16 protein-coding genes and 1 pseudogene are annotated in these 20,634 nt (G+C 72.5%); 8 read left to right on the top strand and 9 right to left on the bottom strand.

What is annotated here, in order from left to right; genetic code table 11:
- The first annotated feature begins 40 nt into the window (after window positions 1-40).
- Entirely contained in the window at window positions 41-1,612 is a 1,572-nt protein-coding gene (locus tag CLT71_RS28605) for an IucA/IucC family protein (protein WP_101371874.1), read from the top strand.
- Between the two features lie 21 nt (window positions 1,613-1,633).
- Here the strand turns inward: CLT71_RS28605 and CLT71_RS28600 are convergent, their stop codons facing one another.
- Complete coding sequence (locus CLT71_RS28600) at window positions 1,634-3,796, bottom strand: hypothetical protein (protein ID WP_101369832.1); 2,163 nt, start codon at window positions 3,794-3,796, stop codon at window positions 1,634-1,636.
- Window positions 3,796-4,047 (bottom strand): annotated as a pseudogene (locus CLT71_RS28595) (DivIVA domain-containing protein); the annotation flags it as partial. The pseudogene CLT71_RS28595 and the gene CLT71_RS28600, both read right to left, overlap by 1 nt.
- A 348-nt stretch (window positions 4,048-4,395) precedes the next feature.
- Here CLT71_RS28595 and CLT71_RS28585 point away from each other — a divergent pair.
- Entirely contained in the window at window positions 4,396-5,544 is a 1,149-nt protein-coding gene (locus CLT71_RS28585; RefSeq protein ID WP_486483499.1) for a type III PLP-dependent enzyme domain-containing protein, read from the top strand.
- A gap of 91 nt (window positions 5,545-5,635) precedes the next feature.
- The gene (locus CLT71_RS28580; RefSeq protein WP_486483498.1) at window positions 5,636-6,871 is read left to right on the top strand and encodes a bifunctional helix-turn-helix transcriptional regulator/GNAT family N-acetyltransferase; all 1,236 of its coding nucleotides are present in this window, start codon (window positions 5,636-5,638) and stop codon (window positions 6,869-6,871) included.
- A 122-nt stretch (window positions 6,872-6,993) separates the two neighbouring features.
- Here the strand turns inward: CLT71_RS28580 and CLT71_RS28575 are convergent, their stop codons facing one another.
- Complete coding sequence (locus tag CLT71_RS28575; protein ID WP_101369829.1) at window positions 6,994-8,250, bottom strand: erythromycin esterase family protein; 1,257 nt, start codon at window positions 8,248-8,250, stop codon at window positions 6,994-6,996.
- Between the two features lie 74 nt (window positions 8,251-8,324).
- Here CLT71_RS28575 and CLT71_RS28570 point away from each other — a divergent pair, with 74 nt between their 5' ends.
- Window positions 8,325-8,516, top strand: coding sequence for a DUF2795 domain-containing protein (locus CLT71_RS28570; RefSeq protein WP_101369828.1), 192 nt, complete (start codon window positions 8,325-8,327; stop codon window positions 8,514-8,516).
- A gap of 30 nt (window positions 8,517-8,546) precedes the next feature.
- On the opposite strand, the gene CLT71_RS28565 is transcribed toward CLT71_RS28570, so the two are convergent.
- The gene (locus CLT71_RS28565; RefSeq protein ID WP_101369827.1) at window positions 8,547-9,203 is read right to left on the bottom strand and encodes a response regulator transcription factor; all 657 of its coding nucleotides are present in this window, start codon (window positions 9,201-9,203) and stop codon (window positions 8,547-8,549) included.
- Entirely contained in the window at window positions 9,167-11,098 is a 1,932-nt protein-coding gene (locus tag CLT71_RS28560; protein ID WP_101369826.1) for a sensor domain-containing protein, read from the bottom strand. The genes CLT71_RS28565 and CLT71_RS28560 overlap by 37 nt, the downstream gene beginning before the upstream one ends.
- 133 nt (window positions 11,099-11,231) lie before the next feature.
- Between CLT71_RS28560 and CLT71_RS28555 the strand changes: the two genes are divergently transcribed.
- Window positions 11,232-12,014 carry an ABC transporter ATP-binding protein gene (locus tag CLT71_RS28555; protein WP_101369825.1) on the top strand — a complete coding sequence of 261 codons (783 nt, stop codon included), beginning with the start codon at window positions 11,232-11,234 and terminating at the stop codon, window positions 12,012-12,014.
- Window positions 11,999-13,543 (top strand): hypothetical protein, encoded by a 1,545-nt coding sequence (locus tag CLT71_RS28550; RefSeq protein WP_101369824.1) that lies wholly within the window; start codon window positions 11,999-12,001, stop codon window positions 13,541-13,543. Before CLT71_RS28555 ends, CLT71_RS28550 begins: the two co-directional genes overlap by 16 nt.
- 116 nt (window positions 13,544-13,659) lie before the next feature.
- On the opposite strand, the gene CLT71_RS28545 is transcribed toward CLT71_RS28550, so the two are convergent.
- The 3 genes from CLT71_RS28545 to CLT71_RS28535 form a co-directional block, all read right to left on the bottom strand.
- Window positions 13,660-14,565 (bottom strand): Gfo/Idh/MocA family protein, encoded by a 906-nt coding sequence (locus tag CLT71_RS28545; protein WP_101369823.1) that lies wholly within the window; start codon window positions 14,563-14,565, stop codon window positions 13,660-13,662.
- A 73-nt stretch (window positions 14,566-14,638) separates the two neighbouring features.
- The gene (locus CLT71_RS28540; RefSeq protein WP_101369822.1) at window positions 14,639-15,367 is read right to left on the bottom strand and encodes a hypothetical protein; all 729 of its coding nucleotides are present in this window, start codon (window positions 15,365-15,367) and stop codon (window positions 14,639-14,641) included.
- A gap of 168 nt (window positions 15,368-15,535) precedes the next feature.
- Window positions 15,536-17,821, bottom strand: coding sequence for a UvrD-helicase domain-containing protein (locus tag CLT71_RS28535; RefSeq protein ID WP_101369821.1), 2,286 nt, complete (start codon window positions 17,819-17,821; stop codon window positions 15,536-15,538).
- Between the two features lie 246 nt (window positions 17,822-18,067).
- On the opposite strand from CLT71_RS28535, the gene CLT71_RS28530 reads away from it, so the two are divergent.
- Together CLT71_RS28530 and CLT71_RS28525 are read left to right on the top strand one after the other, a co-directional pair.
- Window positions 18,068-18,433 carry a hypothetical protein gene (locus CLT71_RS28530; protein WP_101369820.1) on the top strand — a complete coding sequence of 122 codons (366 nt, stop codon included), beginning with the start codon at window positions 18,068-18,070 and terminating at the stop codon, window positions 18,431-18,433.
- Window positions 18,426-18,860, top strand: coding sequence for a hypothetical protein (locus CLT71_RS28525; protein ID WP_199187750.1), 435 nt, complete (start codon window positions 18,426-18,428; stop codon window positions 18,858-18,860). Before CLT71_RS28530 ends, CLT71_RS28525 begins: the two co-directional genes overlap by 8 nt.
- Before the next feature lie 16 nt (window positions 18,861-18,876).
- On the opposite strand, the gene CLT71_RS28520 is transcribed toward CLT71_RS28525, so the two are convergent.
- A complete protein-coding gene (locus tag CLT71_RS28520; protein WP_101369818.1) occupies window positions 18,877-20,532 on the bottom strand; it encodes an alpha-amylase family protein in 1,656 nt (551 codons plus the stop codon).
- Window positions 20,533-20,634: the final 102 nt, after the last annotated feature.

Here is a 20,634-nt window from a genome sequence, read left to right as displayed (position 1 = left end):
CGCGGTCGGGCGCGGGCCGGGTCCCGACAAGGAGCTGTCGATGACCGCCGCCGTCTCCCGGCGTACCGCCGATGTCGCAAGTACGCACACGCTGCTCGGCTGCGTCGCCCGGGAGGTCGCCGGCCCGGAGCGGCAGACGACGCTTGCCGACGGACACGCCGTGGTACGCCTGCCGCGCAGCGCCGTACTGCTGCGCTGTGCGGTGGCCCGGGTCTCCGAGGTGGGGGCGCACCGCTACGAGGGCCCGGTACAGCGGTTCTCCGGCGGCGTCTGGTCACCTGTCGACGCGGCCGGGCTGGCCGCCCTGGTCGCCGACGAGTTGACCCTGCGCACGGGGGTACGCAACGACGAGTTCACCGGGCAGGTGGTGGCGAGCCGGGACGCGCTGGACCGGGTACTCCGGCTGCGCCCGTCCACCGATCCGGACCCGACCGGCGACCCGGTCGTCGACTCCTATGTGGACTCGGAGCAGTCCCTTGTGCACGGACACCCCCGGCACCCGGCCCCGAAGTGGCGCAGCGGCGACGTCGAGGCGTGGAACGCGTACGCCCCCGAACTGCGTACCAGCCTGCGGCTGCGCTGGATCGCCGTACCGGAGACACTGGTCGGCTCGGACGGGCCGTTCGACGAGCTGGTCGGGGTACTCGACCCGCCCGTGCCGCCGTCCGGGTACGCAGTACTGCCGGTGCATCCCTGGCAGTACGAACTGTCCGGGCCGCTCGACCCCCGGCTGCGCGACCTCGGCCCGGCCGGTGCGGTACTCCGCCCGACCGCCAGCGTCCGGACCCTCTACGCACCAAGGGCGGACCTCTTCGTCAAGACCAGCCTGCACGTCCGGATCACCAACTGTGTGCGCAAGAACGCCCGATACGAGTTGACCGGCGCGGTGGCGCTGACCCGGCTCCTCGCCGCGCTGCCGTTGCCGGCCGGGGTGGCGCTGCTGCCCGAGCCGGCGTACCGGACGGTGGAGTTGCCGGGGCTGGACGAGACGTACGGGGTGATCCTGCGCGGCGGGTTGCGCCCGCACCTGGCCGAGGGCGAGCGGCCGGTGATCGCCGCCGCCCTGGCCGCCGCGCCGCTGGCGGTGACCGACCCGGTCGGCTGGTGGGACGCGTACGCCCGGCTGCTCGTCCCGGCCGTACTGGAACTCTGGTGGCGGCACGGGGTGGTGCACGAGGCACACCTGCAGAACGTGGTGGTGGTGCTGGACGCCGACCGGTGGCCGGTGCGGATGCTGCTGCGCGACCTGGAGGGCGTCAAGCTCGACACCGAACGCCGGGCCGACTGGCTCGCCCGGCTGCCGGCCCCGATCGGGTACGACCCGGAGCAGGCGTTCAACCGGGTCAGCTACTGCCTCTTCGTCAACCATCTGGTCGAACTGGCCGGGGCGCTTGCCGACGCGCACCCCGGGGTGGAGGCACGGCTCTGGGCGGCACTGCGCGAGGTGGTACGCGAAACGTCCGTCCGGCTGGGCGATCCGCCCCGGCTGCGGGCGCTGCTGGCTGGCGTACCGCTGCCGGCAAAGGCCAACCTGCTGGTGCGCTGGCAGCGGGACGCCGACCGGAATGCCGACTACCTGCCCTTCCCCAACCCGCTCGGAAAAGGTTGGTGAGCCGTTCCCACATCCTCACGGTCAGAGGCCGAGGGCGCCGATGGCGGCAAGCAGGGTGGGCGCGGTGGCGAGTTGGCGTACGTCGTGGCGTTCGCGGAGCCAGATCCGGCAGGTGATGCCGTCGTAGTGCGCGGCGACGGGTTGTCCGGCATGGTGCCGGGCGAGCCGGCGCAGCAGGGGTACGGGATCGTCGACCACGGTCGGGGTGGGGTTCTGGGGTACCGGGATCGGTTCGGTCGGGTCGGCGGGGACGTTGTTGGCGATGGCGAGTTCGAGGTATTCGAGGCAGAACGCGGTGGCGGCTTCCGGGCTGGCGTGGGTGGGCGGGTCGGCGGGGGCGGGTGGTCGATCGGGGCGGCTGATGGTGACGTCCCAGCTCTCGCCCTGGATGAGGCGGAGGTCGCCGACATTGTGGGCGTGGTCGGTGAGGGTGATCGTGACTTTCAGGTGTAGCCCGAGGACGAGCCGGACGAGATCTGCCAGGGGTGGCACGTCGGGCCGTCGGGCGAGCAGGAAGAGTCGGGCGGCGGGCCTGCCTCGGGCGGCCCAGCGTAGGTATTCGGTCAGCGGGTCAGCCCCAGGTTGATCGAGGGTGACGGTGCCGTCCCGGAGACCGTGGTCGAGGCTGCCGCCACCGTCGAGCTCGACCAGGTCCTGCGGGCGTACGCCGAAATGGTCGGCCCAGCCGGCGAGCCGGAACTGTTCGGGAAGCTGGTGCAGCGGCTTGCCGCCGGGATGGGTTGCCACGTGTGGGGCTGGCACACGCCGACCGGCCCGCAAGTGCTCCTCACCTGACTCGGCCTGCTTGCCGAGGTTGCTGGGGTGGGCCTGCCAGGTGTGTTCGCCGGTCTGCCAGCCGGTCGGGCCGGTCCGCCAGCTCAGGTGTGCGACCCGGCTGGTGAGGTCGGTGATGGTGACGGTCACCTCCTGGTAGCGGCGGTGGCTGCCCCAGCAGGTGTAACAGCGCAGGAGCGACGGGCTGCGGCCGGAGCCGGCGCACCGTGGGCAGTCGGGATCGGTCCGGTTGGTGCCGAGCCGGCAGTCGCAACGGCGCAACCGGCTGTGTGGGTCGCAGTCGGGGCAGTCGACGTACCCGATGGGCGGGCCCTGCCACGATGGTGCCGGCGGCTGCCAACCGCGCCGCAACGTCGGCGTCCGCCGGCAGTGGATCTGTCCGGTGGTCCACTCGGTGAGGGTCTCGGTGCTGCCGGCGGTGCGGAGGCTGGTGTGCCACCAGCGGCCGTCGCGCCAGACGGCTTGCGCGCCGGGGTGCGGGTCGCCGCTGGCAAGGTCGACGCAGTCGGCGAGGATCCGCCGTTCGAGCTGGTCCAGGTCGATTGTCGGCAGGTCGGCCGGCGGTGGCCCGATCGCCAGTCGGTGGGCGGGAGCGGTCCGACCCCGTTCGTCCAGCCCGTAGCAGGCGTCGAGATCGCTGGTGGTCGTGATCGCGGTGGTCAGGTCGTCGGCGTAGCCGTAGGTCTCGGCCGGGACCGGCCCGCCCGGCACCTCGAACCGGACCGCCCAGGTGAGCGCGTCGCTGGCGGTCAGACGGCGGGCCTCGACCACCAGATCGAGACAGAGCAGGTCGGCGAGCCGGCACCACCTGCCGAGTTCGGCGGCAGGGCTCCGCTCCGGGGCGACAGCGATCCGGCCGAGGTAGAGCCGCCACGCGTCGAGACTCTCCCCCGCGACCGCCTCCGCCTCCAACATCCGGCGCTCGGGTCTGGGCTGCTCGGGTCGCCACGCGCGGGGCACCATGACGAGCGGACCGTCCGGCTCACCGGGCGCCCGAACATCCGTCCACGAGCCGACACCGACGAGCGCGGCCAGGTCGTGCAGCAGCGGGGCCAGCGGTAGATGCCAGCTCCGACCATCGTCACCCGGCCATGGGGTGGGCTCGACAACTCCGGGTACGACGTTCGCCGACGCCACCGCCCCGGTGTCCAGGTTCGCCATCGTCAGGACGAGTTGCGCCCGACACCGGCCGGACTGCCGACAGTCGAAACACGGCCGGGCGAGGGTTCCGACCCCCTGACAGTCCCGACAGTCCTGGTACGCCTGCCCGCCCCGCTGGTCCTGATCGGTGACGAGGAGTCGGTTGCCGCCGTAGGTGCAGCGGCACGGGTCGAGCGTGAACGCCAGCCCGTCACACGACCGGCACCGCACCACCGGCACCCCGGCCATCAACGCCCGGCCAGTTCCCGCGCGGACGGGGCCTGCCGGGACTGCCACCGCCGCAACGCGTCCTTGATCCGGGCGTTCTGCTCCCGAACCCGAGCCAATTCGGTGTACGCCCTGGCCAGGTCACCTGCCACCTGGTCCAGGAACTCGGTCACCTCGTCAGGGTCCACTCCCCGCCGGCCGAAGCCGACCGGGGTGAACCGGCGTAACCGCACCTGGGACGGCCACAACGGCCGGTACACCGCCGACCGGTACGCCGCCCCGAGCCGTCGGGCCGGGTGTCAACCCCGTCAACTTGACGCACTTGCTGATCGTCAAGTCCGTACGTTCGGTTCATGAGGCTGGCAGGCATGGCAGAGATCCAGCAGATGCTGGGCGGAGTCAGTCGGCAGCGCGCCTCTGAGATCGTTTCCCGGGCGGGATTCCCTGCACCGTTGGACACCCTTGCCACTGGCAGAATCTGGTCACGGGAAGCCGTAGCGGCGTGGATCCGCGAGAACCGGCGAACCCAGCGAGAAGACGAGACGTAGCCACTGGGCCCCGGAGCCCGGATTCACCTGCCCGGGGGTTTGCGAGTCCCGTAGCGAACGAGAGGCGGCCTGGTGACGGGGCATGTCGGGCCGAGCTACTGGTACGACCTGGCTGGGCTGGACGTTTCGGTGGCGGCGATCCGGGCTGCGTTGCCCTCCGGGGTCGACCTGCTCTACGCGATGAAGGCGAACCCGGACCCGGGCATCCTGCGTACCCTCGCGCCGCACGTCGACGGCTTCGAGGCGGCCAGCGGCGGAGAGTTGCGGCACCTGGCCGAGGTCTTCCCGGGTACCCCAGCGGCGGCGTTCGGCGGGCCGGGCAAGACCGACGCCGAACTCGCCGCCGGCTTGGCTGCCGGGGTACGCCGCTTCCACGTCGAGTCCCCGACCGAGCTGCGCCGGCTCTCCCTGCTGGCCGTCGACCGGGGCACCGTTGCCGAGGTGCTGCTCCGGGTCAACCTGCCGATGCCGGTCGGCAAGGCGGTGCTGGTGATGGGGGGCCGGCCCAGCCCGTTCGGGATGTCTCCGGCCGACGCAGTCGATTGTGCCCGGCTGGACCTGCCCGGGATCCGGATCCGGGGCGTGCACGCCCACCTGGGCAGCGGGCTCGACGCACCGGCCGCCGCCGAGGTGGCCCGGAGCATTTTCGGCTGGGCGGTGGCCGAACTCGACGCCCGGGAGGTGAACGTCGGCGGCGGAATGGCGGTGGACTACGCCGACCTGAGCGCCCGGTTCGACTGGCCGGCGTACGGCGACGCGCTCGCCAGGCTGCTCGCCGAGCATCCTGGTCGGACGCTGCGGATCGAGCCGGGACGCGCGATGACCGTCTACTGTGGTCGTTACCGGGTCGAGGTGCTGGACGTGAAGCGTTCCGGTGCCGAGTGGTTCGTGGTGGTGACCGGCGGCACGCACCAGCTGCGTACCCCCGCCGCGAAGGCGCACTCCCAGCCGTTCACCGTGCTGCCCCGGCCCGAGTGGGCGTACCCGTTTCCCCGGCCGGTGACCGGGGCCGGGCCGGTGACGATCGTCGGGCAGCTCTGCACGCCGAAGGACGTGCTGGCCCGGATACCGGACGCGGCCGAGTTGCCGCCGCCGGGCCGGATCGCGGCCGGCGACACGATCGTCTTCGAGATGGCTGGCGCCTACGCCTGGAACATCAGCCACCGGGACTTCCTGATGCACGATCCGCCCGAGTTCCGGACCGGAACGCCATCGCCCTGACCACCACCCCCAGGCCAGCTCAAGAATCTTGACGACCATTCCACACGCGCCGGGGCAGGACCGGAGGGGATCTCTGACTATAGTCAGAGAAATGACGGAGATGCTCGAACAGGCTCGGTCGGTCCGCGATTTCAACCGCTACTACTCGCAGCGGATCGGCCTGCTCACCGACCGCTACCTCGGGCAGGACCGGCCGCTCAGCGAGGCCCGGCTGCTCTACGAGATCGGCACCGGCGCGTCAGTGCGCGACCTGCGCAGCCGGCTCGGCTGGGACTCCGGCTACCTGAGCCGGTCACTGCGTTCCCTACAGGACCAGGGCCTGGTCCAGCTCCGAGCACACGAGACGGACGGCCGGGTCCGGGTCGCCGAGCTGACCGACGCCGGCAACGCCGAACTCGCCGAGCTGGACCGACGGTCGACCACCGCCGCCAGCGAACTGCTGGCGGCGCTCACCCCCGCCCAGCGGGCGGAACTGATCGCCGCCCAGCGCCGGACCCGCCGACTGCTCCGGCTGGCCGCCGTCACGGTCGAGGTCGTCGAGGCCGACTCGGCCATCGCCCAGGAGTGCCTGACCGGGTACGCCGCCGAGTTGGCGATCCGGTTCCCCGAGGGGTACGACACCCGCGCGCTCGTGGACCCGGCCGAGGTCAGCGGGGCCGGCGGCACCTTCCTGGTCGCCTGTGAGCAGGGGCGCCCGATCGGCTGCGGCGGGATCCGCACCCTCGCCCCGGGCATCGCGGAACTGTGCCACCTCTGGGTGCACGGCGACGCCCGTGGCCTCGGACTCGGTCGCCGGCTGCTCGCCGAGCTGGAACGGCAGGCGGTGAGCCGTGGCCTGCACACCGTGCGGCTGGGCACCCACCGATCGTTGCCCGAGGCGGCAGCGCTCTACCGCTCGGCCGGCTACCGGCAGATCCCGCTGTACGGCGAAAGCCCGTACAACCAGCTCTGCTTCGAGCGGACGGTCGCTGAGGACGTACCCGGGAAGGCGCTGCCGTCGCTGGACGGCCGGCGGTTCCGCGCGGTGGGTGAGGTCGACGGCGGCGAGGTCGGTGCCGAGACGGTCTTCGACTATCGGGAACGCGGCGGAGAGATCTCGGCGACCTACTCCGGCGGCAGCGTCCGGACCGGCCACCTGGTCGGCACCCGGGACGGCGACACCCTCGACTTCCGCTACGTGCAGCTCAACGACGCCGGCCAGACCTCGGGCGGGCACTGCGTCAGCCGGGTCTCGATCCTGCCGGACGGCCGGCTGCGGCTCGACGAGACCTGGAGCTGGGAGTCCCGCGCGGGCTCCGACACCAGCGCGGCCGAGGAGATCGGATAGCCGGCGGGCAGGCACATCCCCGATGAGCGAGGTGCCACGGTGTCACCATGGTGACACCGTGGCACCACCGTCAAAAGACAACTGCCTCCCGGCGCCGAACCAGACCCCCGACGGGCGCCGACCTAGACCCCCGACGGGTACGTCTCCATCTCGCCGGGCGCGGTCGCGGCGGGCAGCGGGTGCAGCGCGGTGGTGTGGTCGCACCAGACGAACGCGTCGTACCGGTCGCCTAGCCGGGTCGGCACGTAGTTGCCCCACGCCTCGAACGACGGGTCGTAGACCACCCCGATCGCCCGGTGGTCGGCCTCCTCGTCCAGCCACTCCGGCCGGTCGCCGGAGTCGAAGACCAGGATGGCGCGCTCGGGCAGCAGGTGGTGCAGCCGCTCCTCCACCGAGCCGGGCCGAGCCGCCGGCACGGTCAGCACCTCGGCTGGCGCGCCCCAGCGGTCGGCGGCGACGACACTGCCCTGGTAGCTGCCGAAGCCGACCAGCACCACGTTGTCGGTGCCGTGCCGCTCGCGGGCGAGCTGGCCGATGTTGACCATCCCACCGGCGGCCATGTCGGTGGCCCGGGCGTCGCCGACGTGCGTGTTGTGCGCCCAGACCACCGCCCGGGCCTGCGGTCCGTACCTGTCCAGCAGCCGGTCGAGGGTGTCGGCCATGTGGCTGTCCCGGACGTTCCAGGACTGCGGACCACCGCCGACCATCGCCCGGTAGTACCGCTCCGCACCGGCCACCACCTCCGCGTTCTGCCAGGCGGAGAAGGCGTCGGCACCGTCGGCGGCGGCACGTTCGCGGGTACGCGCCAACAGGCGTACCACCTCGGCCTCGCAGCGGGCCGAGACGAACCGGCTGGCCAGCCCGTACTCCTCGATCCGGGTGCCGTACGGCTCGAAGCACCGGTACGCCTCCTGGGCGACCTCCAGCGACGCCGGGTCCTCCTCGCCCAGGTAGTCAAGAATCGCCTGCATCGAGTCCCACAGGCTGTAGACGTCGAGCCCGTGGAAGCCGGTCCGTTGCCCCTCCGGCCGCTCCAGGTTCCAGGCCCGCAGCCACCGGCAGAACCGGGACACCTCGGCGTTCGCCCACATCCAGGTCGGCCACCGCTCGAACCGTTCCAGCGCGCGCTGCGGATCGTCGTCCCCACCCGGGGCCGCGGTCACCGAGCGGTGCACGAGATCGCAGTCCGGCCAGTCCCCCTCGACGGCCACGAACGAGAAACCACACTCGGTGATCAGCCGCCGGGTCAACTGCTCGCGCAGCCGGTAGTAGTCGTAGGTGCCGTGGCTCGCCTCACCCAGCATCACCACCCGGGCCGAGCCGATACGCTCCAACAGCGGGTCGAAGTCGTCCGGAGCCCCGAGCCGGTGAACCTGCATGGGCGGCGGCTACCCGGCGGACCCCCCGGGTAAACGCCGGGTGTGGCGGGGCCGGGACCGGGTAATCGACCGGTATGCGAGCCAACGCGATACAGCTGCAGGAGTCGCTCGCCGGACTGGACTACCCGGTGTCGAAGGAGGACCTGGTGCGCTGGGCCCAGGAGACCGGTGTCGACACCGAGACCCTCAGGCTGCTCCAGTCACTGCCGGTCGAGCAGTTCCAGACCCCCGCCGAGATCGGCGACGCGATCATCGAACTCTCCTGAGCCCCCGCCGGTAACCCGGTGGAACCGGCGTCAGCCGCCGGCAGCGCCGTTCAGGTACGCCAGCACGGCCAGTACCCGGCGGTTGTCGTCGTCCGACTGCGCCAGGTCGAGTTTGCCGAAGATGCTGGCGGTGTGCTTGCCGACCGCGCTCTCGCTGAGGAAGAGCCGCTGCCCGATGGCGCTGTTGGAGCGTCCCTCGGCCATCAACTCCAGCACCTCCCGCTCCCGGGGGGTCAACCGGGCCATCGGGGCGTCCCGGCTGCTCCGGGCGACCAGCTTGGCGATCACGTCCGGGTCCATCGCCATGCCGCCGCCGGCCACCCGACGTACCGCGTCGACGAACTGCTCCGCGTTGAAGACCCGGTCCTTGAGCAGGTAGCCGACCCCGCCGGTACCGTCGGCGAGCAGTTCCCTGGCGTAGAGCTGCTCGACGTGCTGGGAGAGCACCAGCACCGGCAGCCCGGGTACCTCCCGACGGGCCGCCAGCGCCGCCTGGAGCCCCTCGTCGGTCTGGGTCGGCGGCAGGCGTACGTCCACCACCGCCACGTCGGGGCGCAGCTCCAGCAACGCTGACAGCAACTCCGGACCGGTCTCCACCGCCGCCACCACGTCGAAGCCGTGCGCGGTCAACATCCGGGCGAGGCCGTCCCTCAGGAGGTAGAGGTCCTCGGCGAGGACAACGCGCACGGCACCTCCAGGATCACCATCGTCGGGCCGCCCGACGGGCTGCTCAGGTCGACGACGCCGTCGAATGTACCGAGCCGGCGAACGAGGCCGTGCAGCCCAGTACCCCTCGTCTCGTCCGCGCCGCCCCGCCCGTCGTCGGTGACCACCACCCGCAGCCGGCCGTCGGCGTACCCGAGATCGACGGTGATCCGGGCGGCGCCGGCGTGCTTCACCGCGTTGGTCAGCAGTTCGCTCACCGCGAAGTAGACCGCCGACTCGATCGGCGGCTCCGGCCGGCCGGGCAGCGCGACGGTGACCTCGGTCCGGACCGGGGTGTCCAGGGCGAGCGCCCGGACGGCGTCGCCGAGCCCTCGCTCGGCGAGTACCGGCGGATGGATGCCCCGGACCAGGTCACGCAGCTCGATGAGTGCCTTGGCCGACGCCTGCCGCGTCTCCGCCAGCAGTGCCCGGGCCGCCTGCGGATCCTTGTCCAGCAGGTATTCGACGTTGCCGAGGTTGATCCCCATCGCGACCAGCCGGGCCTGGGCGCCGTCGTGCAGGTCACGTTCGATCCGGCGCAGCTCGGCGGCCTGGGTCTCGGTGGCGTCGGCCCGGGACTCGGTGAGCCGCTGCACCCGCAGCGCCAGCCGGGCCTTGGCGGTCGGGGCGAGCAGCAGCGCGACCCACCGGCCGTTGAGCCGGAGCATCGCCGGGGCGGCCAGCAGGCCCAGCGCGGCCAGGGACAGCCCGACCGGTACCGCCGCCGCAGCGGAACCGGCCACCGAGGCGTACCAGTCGGTGCCGCCGTCCGGCCTCAGCCCGAGCAGCATCCACAGCCTCGGCATGGCCAGCCCGAAGATCCCGTAGCCGATCGCGGCGAGCGGGGCGGCCAGGGACAGCCCACCGACCACCGGGTCGAGCGCCAGCCAGCCGAAGTCCCGCCAGCTCGCCGGATCCCGGGTGAGCCAGCGCAGCCGCAGGTTGTACGCCGCCCACCGCTCGGTCCGGTAGAGGTTGTTCCCCACCTGGTAGCGGCCGTCCGGGCGGCGGTCCGGCAGCCCCGGCCGGGGCAGGTACGGCGAGTCCACGGTCACCCCGCTCCACTGCCCGGCCAGCCGTCGACGCAGCTCCGGCAGTGGGCGGATGTTCTGGATCACCGGTGGCAGCACCACGACGAGGCCCAGCCCGTAGGTCAGCAGCAGGGCGACGGTGGAGAGCAGGGCCAGCGGCAGGGCGAGCAGGCTCAGCCCGAGCAGGCAGAGCAGCCGGAGCAGCAGCAGGAGCTGGTTGCCGTACCAGACGCGGAGGCGGCCGGGCTGCCGCTGTGTCGCGCCCAGCCACCAGCGGGTCCACCCCACGTGCAGGGTCCGCAGCCAGGGGGCCAGTGCCAGGCCGGCGGCGGCGAGCGCGAGCCCGGCCGGTACCGCCCACCAGTGTTGGTCGACGTTGCTGGCCGCGTACCAGCCACCGACGGCGAGCAGCGCGACCGGCAGGCCGCCGAGCAGCAGCCCGACCAGCGGAGTGAGGGTCATCCAGCCGAGATCGCGGAAGGTGGCCGGATCCCCGAGCAGCCAGTCCAGCCGGCGGAGGAACGCCGGGATCCAGGGCCGCCGGTAGAGCCGGTTGTCGTGCAGGTAACGCCCGTCCGCCTCCGGCCGCGGCGACGCCGGCCGGGGCCGGTACGGCGAGTGGACCGGCTCCGCTGATCCGGCGCCGGCCAGCCGCCGGGCCAGGTCGGTCAGGTGCCGCCCGGCCATGATCGGCAGCGGCAGCAGGAAGAGCAGGCCGAGCCCGAACCCCGGCAGGAAGAAGACCAGGTGCACCAGGAGCGCCACCGCCCCGGCCAGGCCCAGCCCGGCCAGTGCCGCGCCGTGCAGCAGTGCGAGCCCGGCGGCGCGTACCGCTCTGGTTGTCATGCGGTCAAGTCTGGCTGGTCGGGGCCGGCGACGGCAGTACCGGGAGGCGCCGGGCAGGGGTGGGGTTAGCTACACCCCCGCCCGGCACCCGGCCACATTCCGGCGAGCACCGGAAATTCCTAGTGTTGCTGCCATGAACAACAACGCGTCCCCGGCAGCCGGGCCCGCCGCGCTGCGGCTCACCGGACTGACCAAGCGGTACGGCGACACCGCCGCCGCCGACTCCGTCGATCTGATCGTGCCGGCCGGCTCCTTCTTCGGCCTGGTCGGCCCGAACGGGGCAGGCAAGACCACCAGCCTGTCGATGGCAGTCGGACTGCTCCGGCCGGACGCGGGCAGCGCCGAGATCTTCGGCGTGGACGTCTGGCAGAACCCGATCGAGGCCAAGCGCCAGGTCGGGGTGCTGCCGGACGGTCTGGCCTTCCCGGAGCGGCTCACCGGCCGGGAACTGCTCGGCTATTTCGGGCGGCTCCGGGGCATGCCGGCCGACGTGCTGGCCGGGCGGATCGACGAACTGCTCCGGGTACTCGACCTGGAGCGGGCCGAGCGGACCCTGGTTCTCGGCTACTCGGCCGGGATGCGCAAGAAGATCGGCCTGGCCACCGCGCTGCTGCACGCGCCCCGGCTGCTCGTCCTGGACGAGCCGTTCGAGGCGGTCGACCCGGTCTCGGCGGCCACCATCCGGGCCATCCTGCGCCGGTTCGTCGCCGGTGGCGGCTCGGTGGTGCTCTCCAGTCACGTGATGACGCTGGTCGAGCAGGTCTGCGACTCGGTCGGGGTGATGGACCGGGGGCGGATGGTGGCGGCCGGCCCGCTCGCCGAGGTCCGGGGCGACCGGAGCCTGGAAGAGAGCTTCGTCGAGCTGGTCGGCGCTCCGGTGCCGAGCGGGGAGGAGCTGTCGTGGTTGGCGTCCTGATCGACCTGCGACTCGCGCTGCTGCGCCGGTCCTTCACCGGTGCCCAGGGTTACAACCTCGGGTCCGGTGCGCTCTTCGGGCTGGCCGGTGCGGTGGGCATGATCTGGCTCGCCACCCGGAACACCCCGGCCCGGGCCGGCGACCTGCTCACCCTCACCCTGGCCGGCACGCTTGTCGGCTGGCTGGCCGGGCCGGCCCTGGGTGGCGGCGCGGACCTGGGCATCCGCCGCGAGCATCTGACGCTGCTTCCGGTACGCCGCCGCGACCTGCTCCTCGGGCTGTACGGCGCCGCCCTGACCGGGATCGGACCGGCCGTCAGCCTGGTCGCCTCGACCGCACTCGTGGCGTACGGCGCCCGGCTCGGCATCGTACCGGCGCTGGTCGGTGTGCCGGCCGCGATCCTGCTGGTACTCCTGCTGGTGGCGCTCGCCCGACTGATGGTGGCCACCCTCGGGGCGGTACTGGGCAGCCGGCTGAGCGCCGCACTGAGCGCGGTGCCCTGGGCGGCGATCACCGCCGGGATGGCGCAGTGCTGGGTCATCTTCGTGGCGCTCGGCGGCAGCAACCGGCCGTTCAACGACGGGATCCCGTCCGCCGCCGCCCGCGCGTTGCGGATCCTGCCGTCCGGCTGGCCGGTCGTCGCGATCGAGTCCGCGCACCGGGGCGACTGGGCACTGGTCGCCGCCGCTCTCGCCGGGCTGGCCGGACTGATCGTGCTGGCGCTGCTCGCCTGGGCCCGGCTGATGGACCGTCCCGCCGCCACCCCCGTCTCCGGGGTGGCCCGGCGTACGTCGACCCGGCTGCCGGGCTCCGCGTTCGGGGCCGTACTCGGCAAGGAGCTGCGTACCTGGTGGCGGGACCTGGTCCGGATCCACTACCTCAGCTTCGCCCTGGTCTACGGGCTGGTCTTCGTGCTGCTGCCGCTGGTGATCAAGATCAGCGACCTGCTGCCGCTGGCCGGGCTGGTGGTGGCGATCATGCTGGTCTCCAGCTCGGCACACCTGTACAGCTCGGACGGCACCGCCCTCTGGATGACCCTGATGGCCCCCGGTACGGAGCGGGCCGACGTACGCGCCCGACAGGTCGCCTGGCTGCTCGTCGTCGCGCCGCTGGCGGTGGTACTCACCCTCGCCGGCCTGGTCGGTGCCGTGCACTGGTGGACCCTGCCCTGGGTGACCGGCCTGCTGCCGGTGGTGCTCGGCGGCGGCTCCGGACTGGTGGTGCTGGTCTCGGTGCTGGTACCGGTCCGGATGGCGGACCCGCACCGCCGGGGCGGCAACCCCGGTGAGGACGGCGGGTCGGTCGGCGGGCTGGTCTGGCTGATGCTCGCGCTGCTCGCGGTGGTGTCCGCTCCTACCGCGTTGCTGCTCTACCTGGGCACCCGGGCGGGCGATTCGGCGATGCTCTGGTCCGCGACCCCGGTCGGGGTGTTCAGCGGGCTGCTCTTCGCCTGGGTACTGGGGTGGTTCGCCCACCGGCGGCTGGCGGCACGCGGTCCGGAGCTGCTGGCCCGGCTCGGCGCCGCCTGAGCCCCCCGCCCCGGTCTGTCGGGGTCGGGCCGTCACGGGGCGGTCCGACCCCGACGAACGTCGGTGGCCCGATCTCGAAGAACGTCGGCGGCCCGATCTCGGCGGGATGTCGGTGATCAGGAGGGCAGGGTGACGGTGCGGCGCTGCTCGCGGGCGGTCTGCGCGGCGGCGAGCACCGAGACCACGTCCCGGCCGAACCGCACGTCGCACTGATGGTCGCGGGTGCCGCTGTCGACCTCGGTGCAGAGTTGCTCGATCGCGAGCCGGAGCGCGTCGACAGCGGTCCCGTCCCGCTCCGGCAGCACCGCGATGCCGTCCTCACCGTAGAAGGCGAACTCGACGGCGGTCGATGCGGGTGGGGCGTCCAGGGCCAGCGACAGGGTGCTTGTCGCACTCTCGCCGTGCGCCAGGGTCAGGTGCACGCTGTCGCGGGGCCCGCTCATCGCGGCGACCTGGGTCACCTCGCCGAGCACCGGCAGGACCAGCGAGAGCGCGTGCGGGCCGACGTCCCAGAGCGCGCCCTGGGTGCGCCGCCAGGCCGATCCGCCGTACGGGTTGCCGGGCTGGAAGATCGACGCGTAGTGCACGCCCCGGGCACTCTGCCAGCCTCCCGTCGCCGCCGTACTGGCCAGGAAGGTGGAGATGGCCGGCTGGAAGCGGTTGGTGAAGAAGACCACCGAGGCGACTCCGCTCTGCGCGGCGGCCGCCACCACCCGGTCGGCATCCGGCAGGCTCAGTGCCAGCGGCTTGTCCAGCAGCAGGTGCCGGCCGGCGGTGGCGGCCCGCACCGCCAGATCGGCCTGTACGTCCGGCGGCAGCGCCACGGAGACCGCCTGCACCGCCTCGATCAGCGCGTCCGCGTCGGCGTACGCCGGCACGCCATAGCGGTCGGCCAGCGCCTGTGCCTTGGCCGGGTCCCGGCCCCAGACTCCGGCGAGGCGGGCCCGGGGATGGCCGGCGAGTGCGGCCGCGTGCACCTCGGCCGCCCAGTGACCGGTGCCGAACAGTCCGAACGTGAGCACGGGAATCCCCTCTTGGCGCCACTGTGAGCAGGCAGTTCTTCCTAACACACCGGGCCGGGCGCGACCGGTCGACCTAGCCGGTCCGCCGTCGACGCCGCCTTCGGTCCCGGCCGCGCCGCTGTTCGTACCGCCGCACGGTGTGGTACGCCTCCCGTGCCTCGGCGACCGAACGGTTCGCCTCGGAGAGCAGTTCCCAGGCTGCCGCCTCGGTGCTCCGGGCCTCCTGCTCGGCACGTCGGGCCAGCGCGGCCGTCCGGTCGTACGCTCGGCGCGCCTCGGCCAGCCGCATCCGGGCGAGGTCGAGCTGCCGTTCCCGCTCCTCCTGCGCCGGGTCCCAGTTTCCGGTACGCCGGAACACCTCACGCAGTTGCGACAGCGAGAGATCCCCGCGCCGGTACGCCGCCAGCGCCGCCCGGCCCACCGCGCGGTCCCGCTCCGGATCGGATCCGGTATCGGTGACCGGTGCCCTGCTGGCCGCCTCCCGACCGGCGGATACCGCCCGCCAGGCCCGGTCGTACTCCCGCTCGACCGTCTCCTGGTACGCCCACGCCTCGTCCCGGTGCCGTTCGGCCTCGGCCAGCGCCACCCGGGCGGCGGCGGCGATCGCGGCGGCCCGGCCGGCGTCGGTCTGGGTCGCCACCGCGTACGCCTCCAACTCGTCGGCGGCGGCGCGCAGCCGCTCCAGGTCGGGTCGCGGTGTCCTCGGTCGGTCCGCCACCACGGCGAGGACGAGGAGGGAGAACAGCACCACACCACCGGCGATCAGCAGCGCGGAGCGCGCGTCGATGCCGGACAGGTCCACGCGGTGGGGCTCCCGGTGCGGTGGCGGCCGAAGGTGACGGTCGGGGGTGACGGACGGGGGGTGACGGTCGGAGGTGGCGCCAATCATAGAAGACACTGATGGTCTGGTCATGATCGCCCGGTCCCCCGACACTCGCCCGCCCGGTCCCCGACACTTCCCCGGGTCACGTCACCCGCGCAGGGCCTCCGGCAGCGGCTCGCGGTGCAGCACGACCAGGCCCGCGACGGCCCGGGTCAGCACCACGTAGAGCCGGTTGAGACCGCGGGGTTCGGCGGCCACGATCTCGGCCGGCTCCACCACCACCACGTGGTCGTACTCCAGTCCCTTGCAGAGGCTGGCTGGCACGACGGCGACCCCGGGCAGGTCGACGAGCCCGGCGAGCTCGTCGGCGGTGTCGTCGGCGGCGATCACCGCGACAGTCGTGTCGGGCGGGGCCTGCCGGGCCGCCGCCCGGGCCGCCGCGTGCAGATCGTCGACCTGGCGCACCGACAGCGACCCGCCGGGCCGGTACGAGCGGGTCGGCGTGATGCCGGGGGCGAGGACCCGGGCCGCGTACTCCGCGACGACCTGGGGTACCCGGTATCCGGTGTTCAGCTCCAGCGTGCGTACCTCGCGCTTGCCGAGCCGGGTGAGCAGAGCCGGCCACGAGTCGGTCGCCAGCGGGTGGGTCGCCTGGCCGAGGTCGCCGACCACGGTCATCGAGGCGTACTCCGACCGGCGGGCGATCATCCGGCACTCCATCGGCGACAGGTCCTGCGCCTCGTCGAGGATCACGTGCAGGTAGGGGTCCTCGCCCGACGGTTCCTCCTCGGGTTCCGGCACCGGCAGCGGCTCGGCGAGCACCGGCACGTAGCCCTCCTCGCCGTGCGGGTCGTACCCGTCGGTCCAGCCGACCACCTTGTGCCCCTCGCGGAGGATGACTGCCTCGGCCCAGCGCTGGGCGGCGCCGATCGCGTCGTTGTCGATCCCCGGCCCGGCGAGGGCGATCGGGGTCGGAAGCCCCGGCGCGTAAAGCTCCCAGCCTTCGCGCAGCCCGCAGGTGAGGACGAAGTTCTCCACGATCCGGGTACCACTGGTCAGCTCGCGCAGCCGCCACTGCGGCTCTGGTGCCCTCGGCGCGGCAGGCGGCTCGCCGAGCAGTTGGGTCAACTCGTCGAGCAGCGGTACGTCGTCCACCGACCAGTCGCCCGGCCGGCTCCGGTAGGAGTGCGCGAGCAGCTCGGCGGCACCGTCGTCCAGCCCGACCACCCGGGCGGGTTCGGCGAGCCAGCCGAGTACGGCCGTCGGGGTGAGCACCGGCCACCAGGCGTGCAGGAACCGAAGGAACTCGCTGCGGTCCCCGACCTCGTCGGCGAAGAGTTGCCGGTCGAGGTGCCCGCCGTGCAGCCGTTCCCAGAGGACGTCGAGCAGAATCGCGGCGGCGGCCGGGCGGGCGGCGTTCGGCAGCGTGCCGGTCGCCGCGCACCGGGCGCGTACCCGACGACGGGCGGCCGGCAGGTCGTCACCGTCCACTGTGAGCACCTGCCCGGCGTAGACGAGGCGCAGCCGGTCCGGCGCGGTCGGCGGCGTCTGCCAGGTCAGTTCGGTGAGCACCTCCCGGATCCGCTCGCTGCCCTTGATCCGGGCGACCTCCGCCCGGTCCCGGCGGGTGGCGGTCACGCCGTCGAAGAGTTCACCGATGGCCCGCAGTCGCACGCTCTCCTCGCCGAGGGAGGGCAGGACCCGGCTGATGTAGTTGGTGAAGACGGTCGAGGGGCCGACCACCAGGATCCGGCCGTCGGTGAACCGGCCCCGGTCGGTGTAGAGCAGGTACGCCGCCCGGTGCAGGGCGACCTGGGTCTTGCCGGTACCCGGCCCGCCGGTGATCAGTGTGACGCCGCGGGCGGGCGCCCGGATCGCCTCGTCCTGCTCCCGCTGGATGGTGGTGACGATGTCGCGCATGTGCGGGCCACGGGAGCGGCGCAGCGCGGCCAGCAGCGCCCCCTCGCCGAGTACCCGGAGGTTGCCGGCGTCGTCCGGGGACAGCACGTCGTCGTCGAGGTCGACGACCTCCGGACCCCGGCAGATGATGACCCGGCGGCGTACCACGCCGAGCGGCTCTCCCGGGGTGGCCCGGTAGAACGGCGCGGCGGCCGGCGCCCGCCAGTCGATCAGGAGCGGTTCGGTGCCCTCGCGTACGCCGAGCCGCCCGATCCGGTAGGTCTCGCCGTCGTCGAAGTCGAGTCGGCCGAAGACCAGGCCCTCCGCCTCGGCGTCGATCGCCCGCAGCCGGGTGGCGGCCCGGTGTGCCATGGCGTCCCGCTCCACCAGCCCGGTGAGCGGGCCGGCGGCGGCGCGCTGCCTACCCTCGTCGGCGAGGGCGGCCGCCTGCGCCCGCATCACGTCGAGCCGCGCGTAGACCCGGTCGACGACCTGTTGTTCGGCGGCGATTTCCTGAATTCGGTCGTCGGACACAGTGCTCCCCCGGAAAGTCCAAATGGTGGCTTCGGGTGATCATATGTACGGTTCAGGGCTGAGAAATCATCATTCACGCCGACGCGAAATGGCTTGCCAGGCGGATAATATGAGAATGGCCGGGAGGACTTCCCACCCCTTTACCCCGCGCTACTACACGGGTTAGTAGACTGCCCCGGTGAGTCGACACCGGTCCCGCGCCGCCGCGCTGCCCTCTCGCACCGGCGTACACCCCGGGGTCGGCCGATGAACGAATTTCTGGTCGCGTCCTCGATCGTGCTGTCGCTCGTACTCGCGGTATGGAGCCTGGTGACCACCATGCGCAACCGGCCACCGGACGTCTCCCACCTCGCCGGCCTGGCCGTGCTGGAGCTGGTGCTGCTCGCGCTCGCCGCCGCGGCGGTGGTCGCCTGGGTCGGCGGTGAGCAGCCCGCCGAGGCCGGCACCTTCACCGGCTACCTGGTCACCCTGGTCTGCCTTCCGCCGCTGGCCGGCGTGCTGGCCCGGATGGAGCCGACCCGGTGGGGCTCGGTGATCGTCACCGTCGTCTGCCTGGTGATCCCGGTCGTCGTGGTACGCCTGCAACAGACCTGGCAGCTCCCCGGTGGCTGAGCCGGCAGGCAGCGGGACGACGACCTCGGACAGGCCGCCCCGACGCGTCAACAGCGGTCCCGGGCGGGTGCTGGTCGCGGTCTACATCCTCTTCGCGATCGCCGCGACCTGCCGGGCCGGGGTGCAGATCATCACCAAGTTCGACGAGGCGCCGGTCGCCTACCTGCTCTCCGCGCTGGCTGCGGTGATCTACATCGTGGCGACCGTCGGGCTGGCCCGGGGCGACCGGGCCGGGCGCCGCACCGCGCTGGTCTGCTGCACCGTGGAACTCGTCGGGGTGCTCGGCGTCGGGGCGTTGAGCCTGCTCGACCCGGCGCTCTTCCCCGACGACACCGTCTGGTCGGACTTCGGCGGCGGCTACGGCTACGTCCCGCTGGTGCTCCCGGTGCTCGGCCTGCTCTGGCTACGCCGCACCCGCCCCGCCTGAGTCGGGCGGGGTCGGATTACTCGACCAGGTCGGAGCGGTGTAGGCGGATCCAGCGGTAGCCGTATCCGGCCAGCTCCAGCGCGTCGAGCTTGCCCACCGGCGGGTACTCCCGGTCGGCGAGTACGTCGATCGGCATGTCCGCCTCCGGGAAGAGCGCGCCCAGGTTGACCACGACCGGCCGGGTACCGAGGTTGTGCAGGAAGAGCATGCAGCCGGTCGGGCCGTCGGCGCGGTGCGCGAGGACACCGGGGGGCATCTCCTGGTCGACGTGCGTGCACGAGCCGGAGCCGACCTCGGGCGCCTCCCGGAGGGTGCGGATCATCCGCTCGAACCAGGCCAGCAGGGACTTCGGGTCGTGCCGTTGCGCGGTGACGTTGACCCGCTCGTAGCCGTACTCGCCGCTGTCGATCACCGGTCGGATCAGCTTGTCGGCGGGGGCGCTGGAGAAGCCGGCGTTCGGCTTCCCGGACCACTGCATCGGGGTACGGATCGACTCCCGACCCGGCAACGACAGGTCCTCCCCCATCCCGATCTCCTCGCCGTAGCGGAGTACCGGCGTGCCGCGCAGCGAGAACTGGAGGGCGTACGCCAGCTCGATCCGGCGCCGGTCGTTGCCGAGCATCGGGGCGAGCCGCCGCCGGATGCCCCGGTCGTAGATCCGCATGTTCTCGTCCGGACCGAACTGCTCGTAGACCTGGGCCCGCTGCTTGGCGGTGAGCCGGGAGAGGTCGATCTCGTCGTGGTTACGCAGGAAGGTGGCCCACTGGGCACCGGCCGGCAGTGCCGGGGTGTCCCGCAGCGCGTCGATGATCGGCTCCGGGTCCTGCCGGGCCAGCGCGAGCATCAGCCGGCCGTTGAGCATGAAGTCGAAGAGCATGTGCAGCCGGTTGGCCGAGCCGCCGCTGTCGCCGAAGTAGTCGACGAGCTGCGCCGGTTCCACGTTCGCCTCGGCCAGCAGCAGCGCGTCGGCCCGCCGCCACTGGACGTGCTGGCGCAGGTCGGTCAGGAACTCGAAATCCTTTGGCGAGTCCGGGTTGCCGGGCTCGGTCAGCTCGATGATGAACGGTGCCGCGTCGATCCGGAATCCGGCCACACCGAGCTGGAGCCAGAACGACATGATCTTCTTGACCTCGGCCCGTACCGCCGGGTTGCTGAAGTTGAGGTCCGGCTGGAAGCGGTAGAAGCGGTGGTAGAACCACGCCTTCGCGGTCCGGTCGTAACTCCACGTCTCGTTCTGCTCGCCGGGGAAGACCATGCCCTGGTACCGGTCCGGTGGCGCCTCGTCCGACCAGAGGTACCAGTCCCGGTATGGCGAGTCCGGCGAGGAACGGGCGGACTGGAACCACGGGTGCTGGTCCGAGGTGTGGTTGACGACGAGATCGATGATGATTTTGATGCCCCGGTTGGCGGCCTGGTGCAGCAACTCCGCGAAGTCGCCCAGGGTGCCGAGCCGGGGGTCGACACCGTAGAAGTCGGTGGCGTCGTAGCCGTCGTCGCGCTGCGTGGAGGGGTGGATCGGGTGCAGCCAGAGGCAGGTCACCCCGAGCCGGGCGAGATAGTCGAGGCGGCCGATCAGGCCCCTGATGTCGCCGACCCCGTCGCCGTCCGAGTCGGCGTACGTGTCGATGTCGAGGCAGTAGACGACCGCCTCCGCGTACCACCGGTCAGTCATGACCGGAACTCATTTCCGATCGGTCACCTCGGCAAACCGGATCCGGGTACCGGACCGTCGCGGCGGCTGGTGTAACCGGGCCGATCTCGGGGTACCCAGACC

This window comes from Plantactinospora sp. CNZ320, from assembly GCF_002846275.1.
The sequence above is the reverse complement of the archived record's forward strand: the minus strand, read 5'-3'. Positions and strand labels throughout refer to the sequence as shown.

Coding starts and splice junctions, on each gene's coding strand:
- CLT71_RS28605 (WP_101371874.1), top strand. CDS start 41: ATGACCGCCGCCGTCTCCCGGCGTACCGCCGATGTCGCAAGTACGCAC.
- CLT71_RS28580 (WP_486483498.1), top strand. CDS start 5,636: ATGACGGAGATGCTCGAACAGGCTCGGTCGGTCCGCGATTTCAACCGC.
- CLT71_RS28555 (WP_101369825.1), top strand. CDS start 11,232: ATGAACAACAACGCGTCCCCGGCAGCCGGGCCCGCCGCGCTGCGGCTC.
- CLT71_RS28575 (WP_101369829.1), bottom strand. CDS start 8,250: ATGCAGGTTCACCGGCTCGGGGCTCCGGACGACTTCGACCCGCTGTTG.
- CLT71_RS28530 (WP_101369820.1), top strand. CDS start 18,068: ATGAACGAATTTCTGGTCGCGTCCTCGATCGTGCTGTCGCTCGTACTC.
- CLT71_RS28560 (WP_101369826.1), bottom strand. CDS start 11,098: ATGACAACCAGAGCGGTACGCGCCGCCGGGCTCGCACTGCTGCACGGC.
- CLT71_RS28600 (WP_101369832.1), bottom strand. CDS start 3,796: ATGGCCGGGGTGCCGGTGGTGCGGTGCCGGTCGTGTGACGGGCTGGCG.
- CLT71_RS28520 (WP_101369818.1), bottom strand. CDS start 20,532: ATGACTGACCGGTGGTACGCGGAGGCGGTCGTCTACTGCCTCGACATC.
- CLT71_RS28570 (WP_101369828.1), top strand. CDS start 8,325: ATGCGAGCCAACGCGATACAGCTGCAGGAGTCGCTCGCCGGACTGGAC.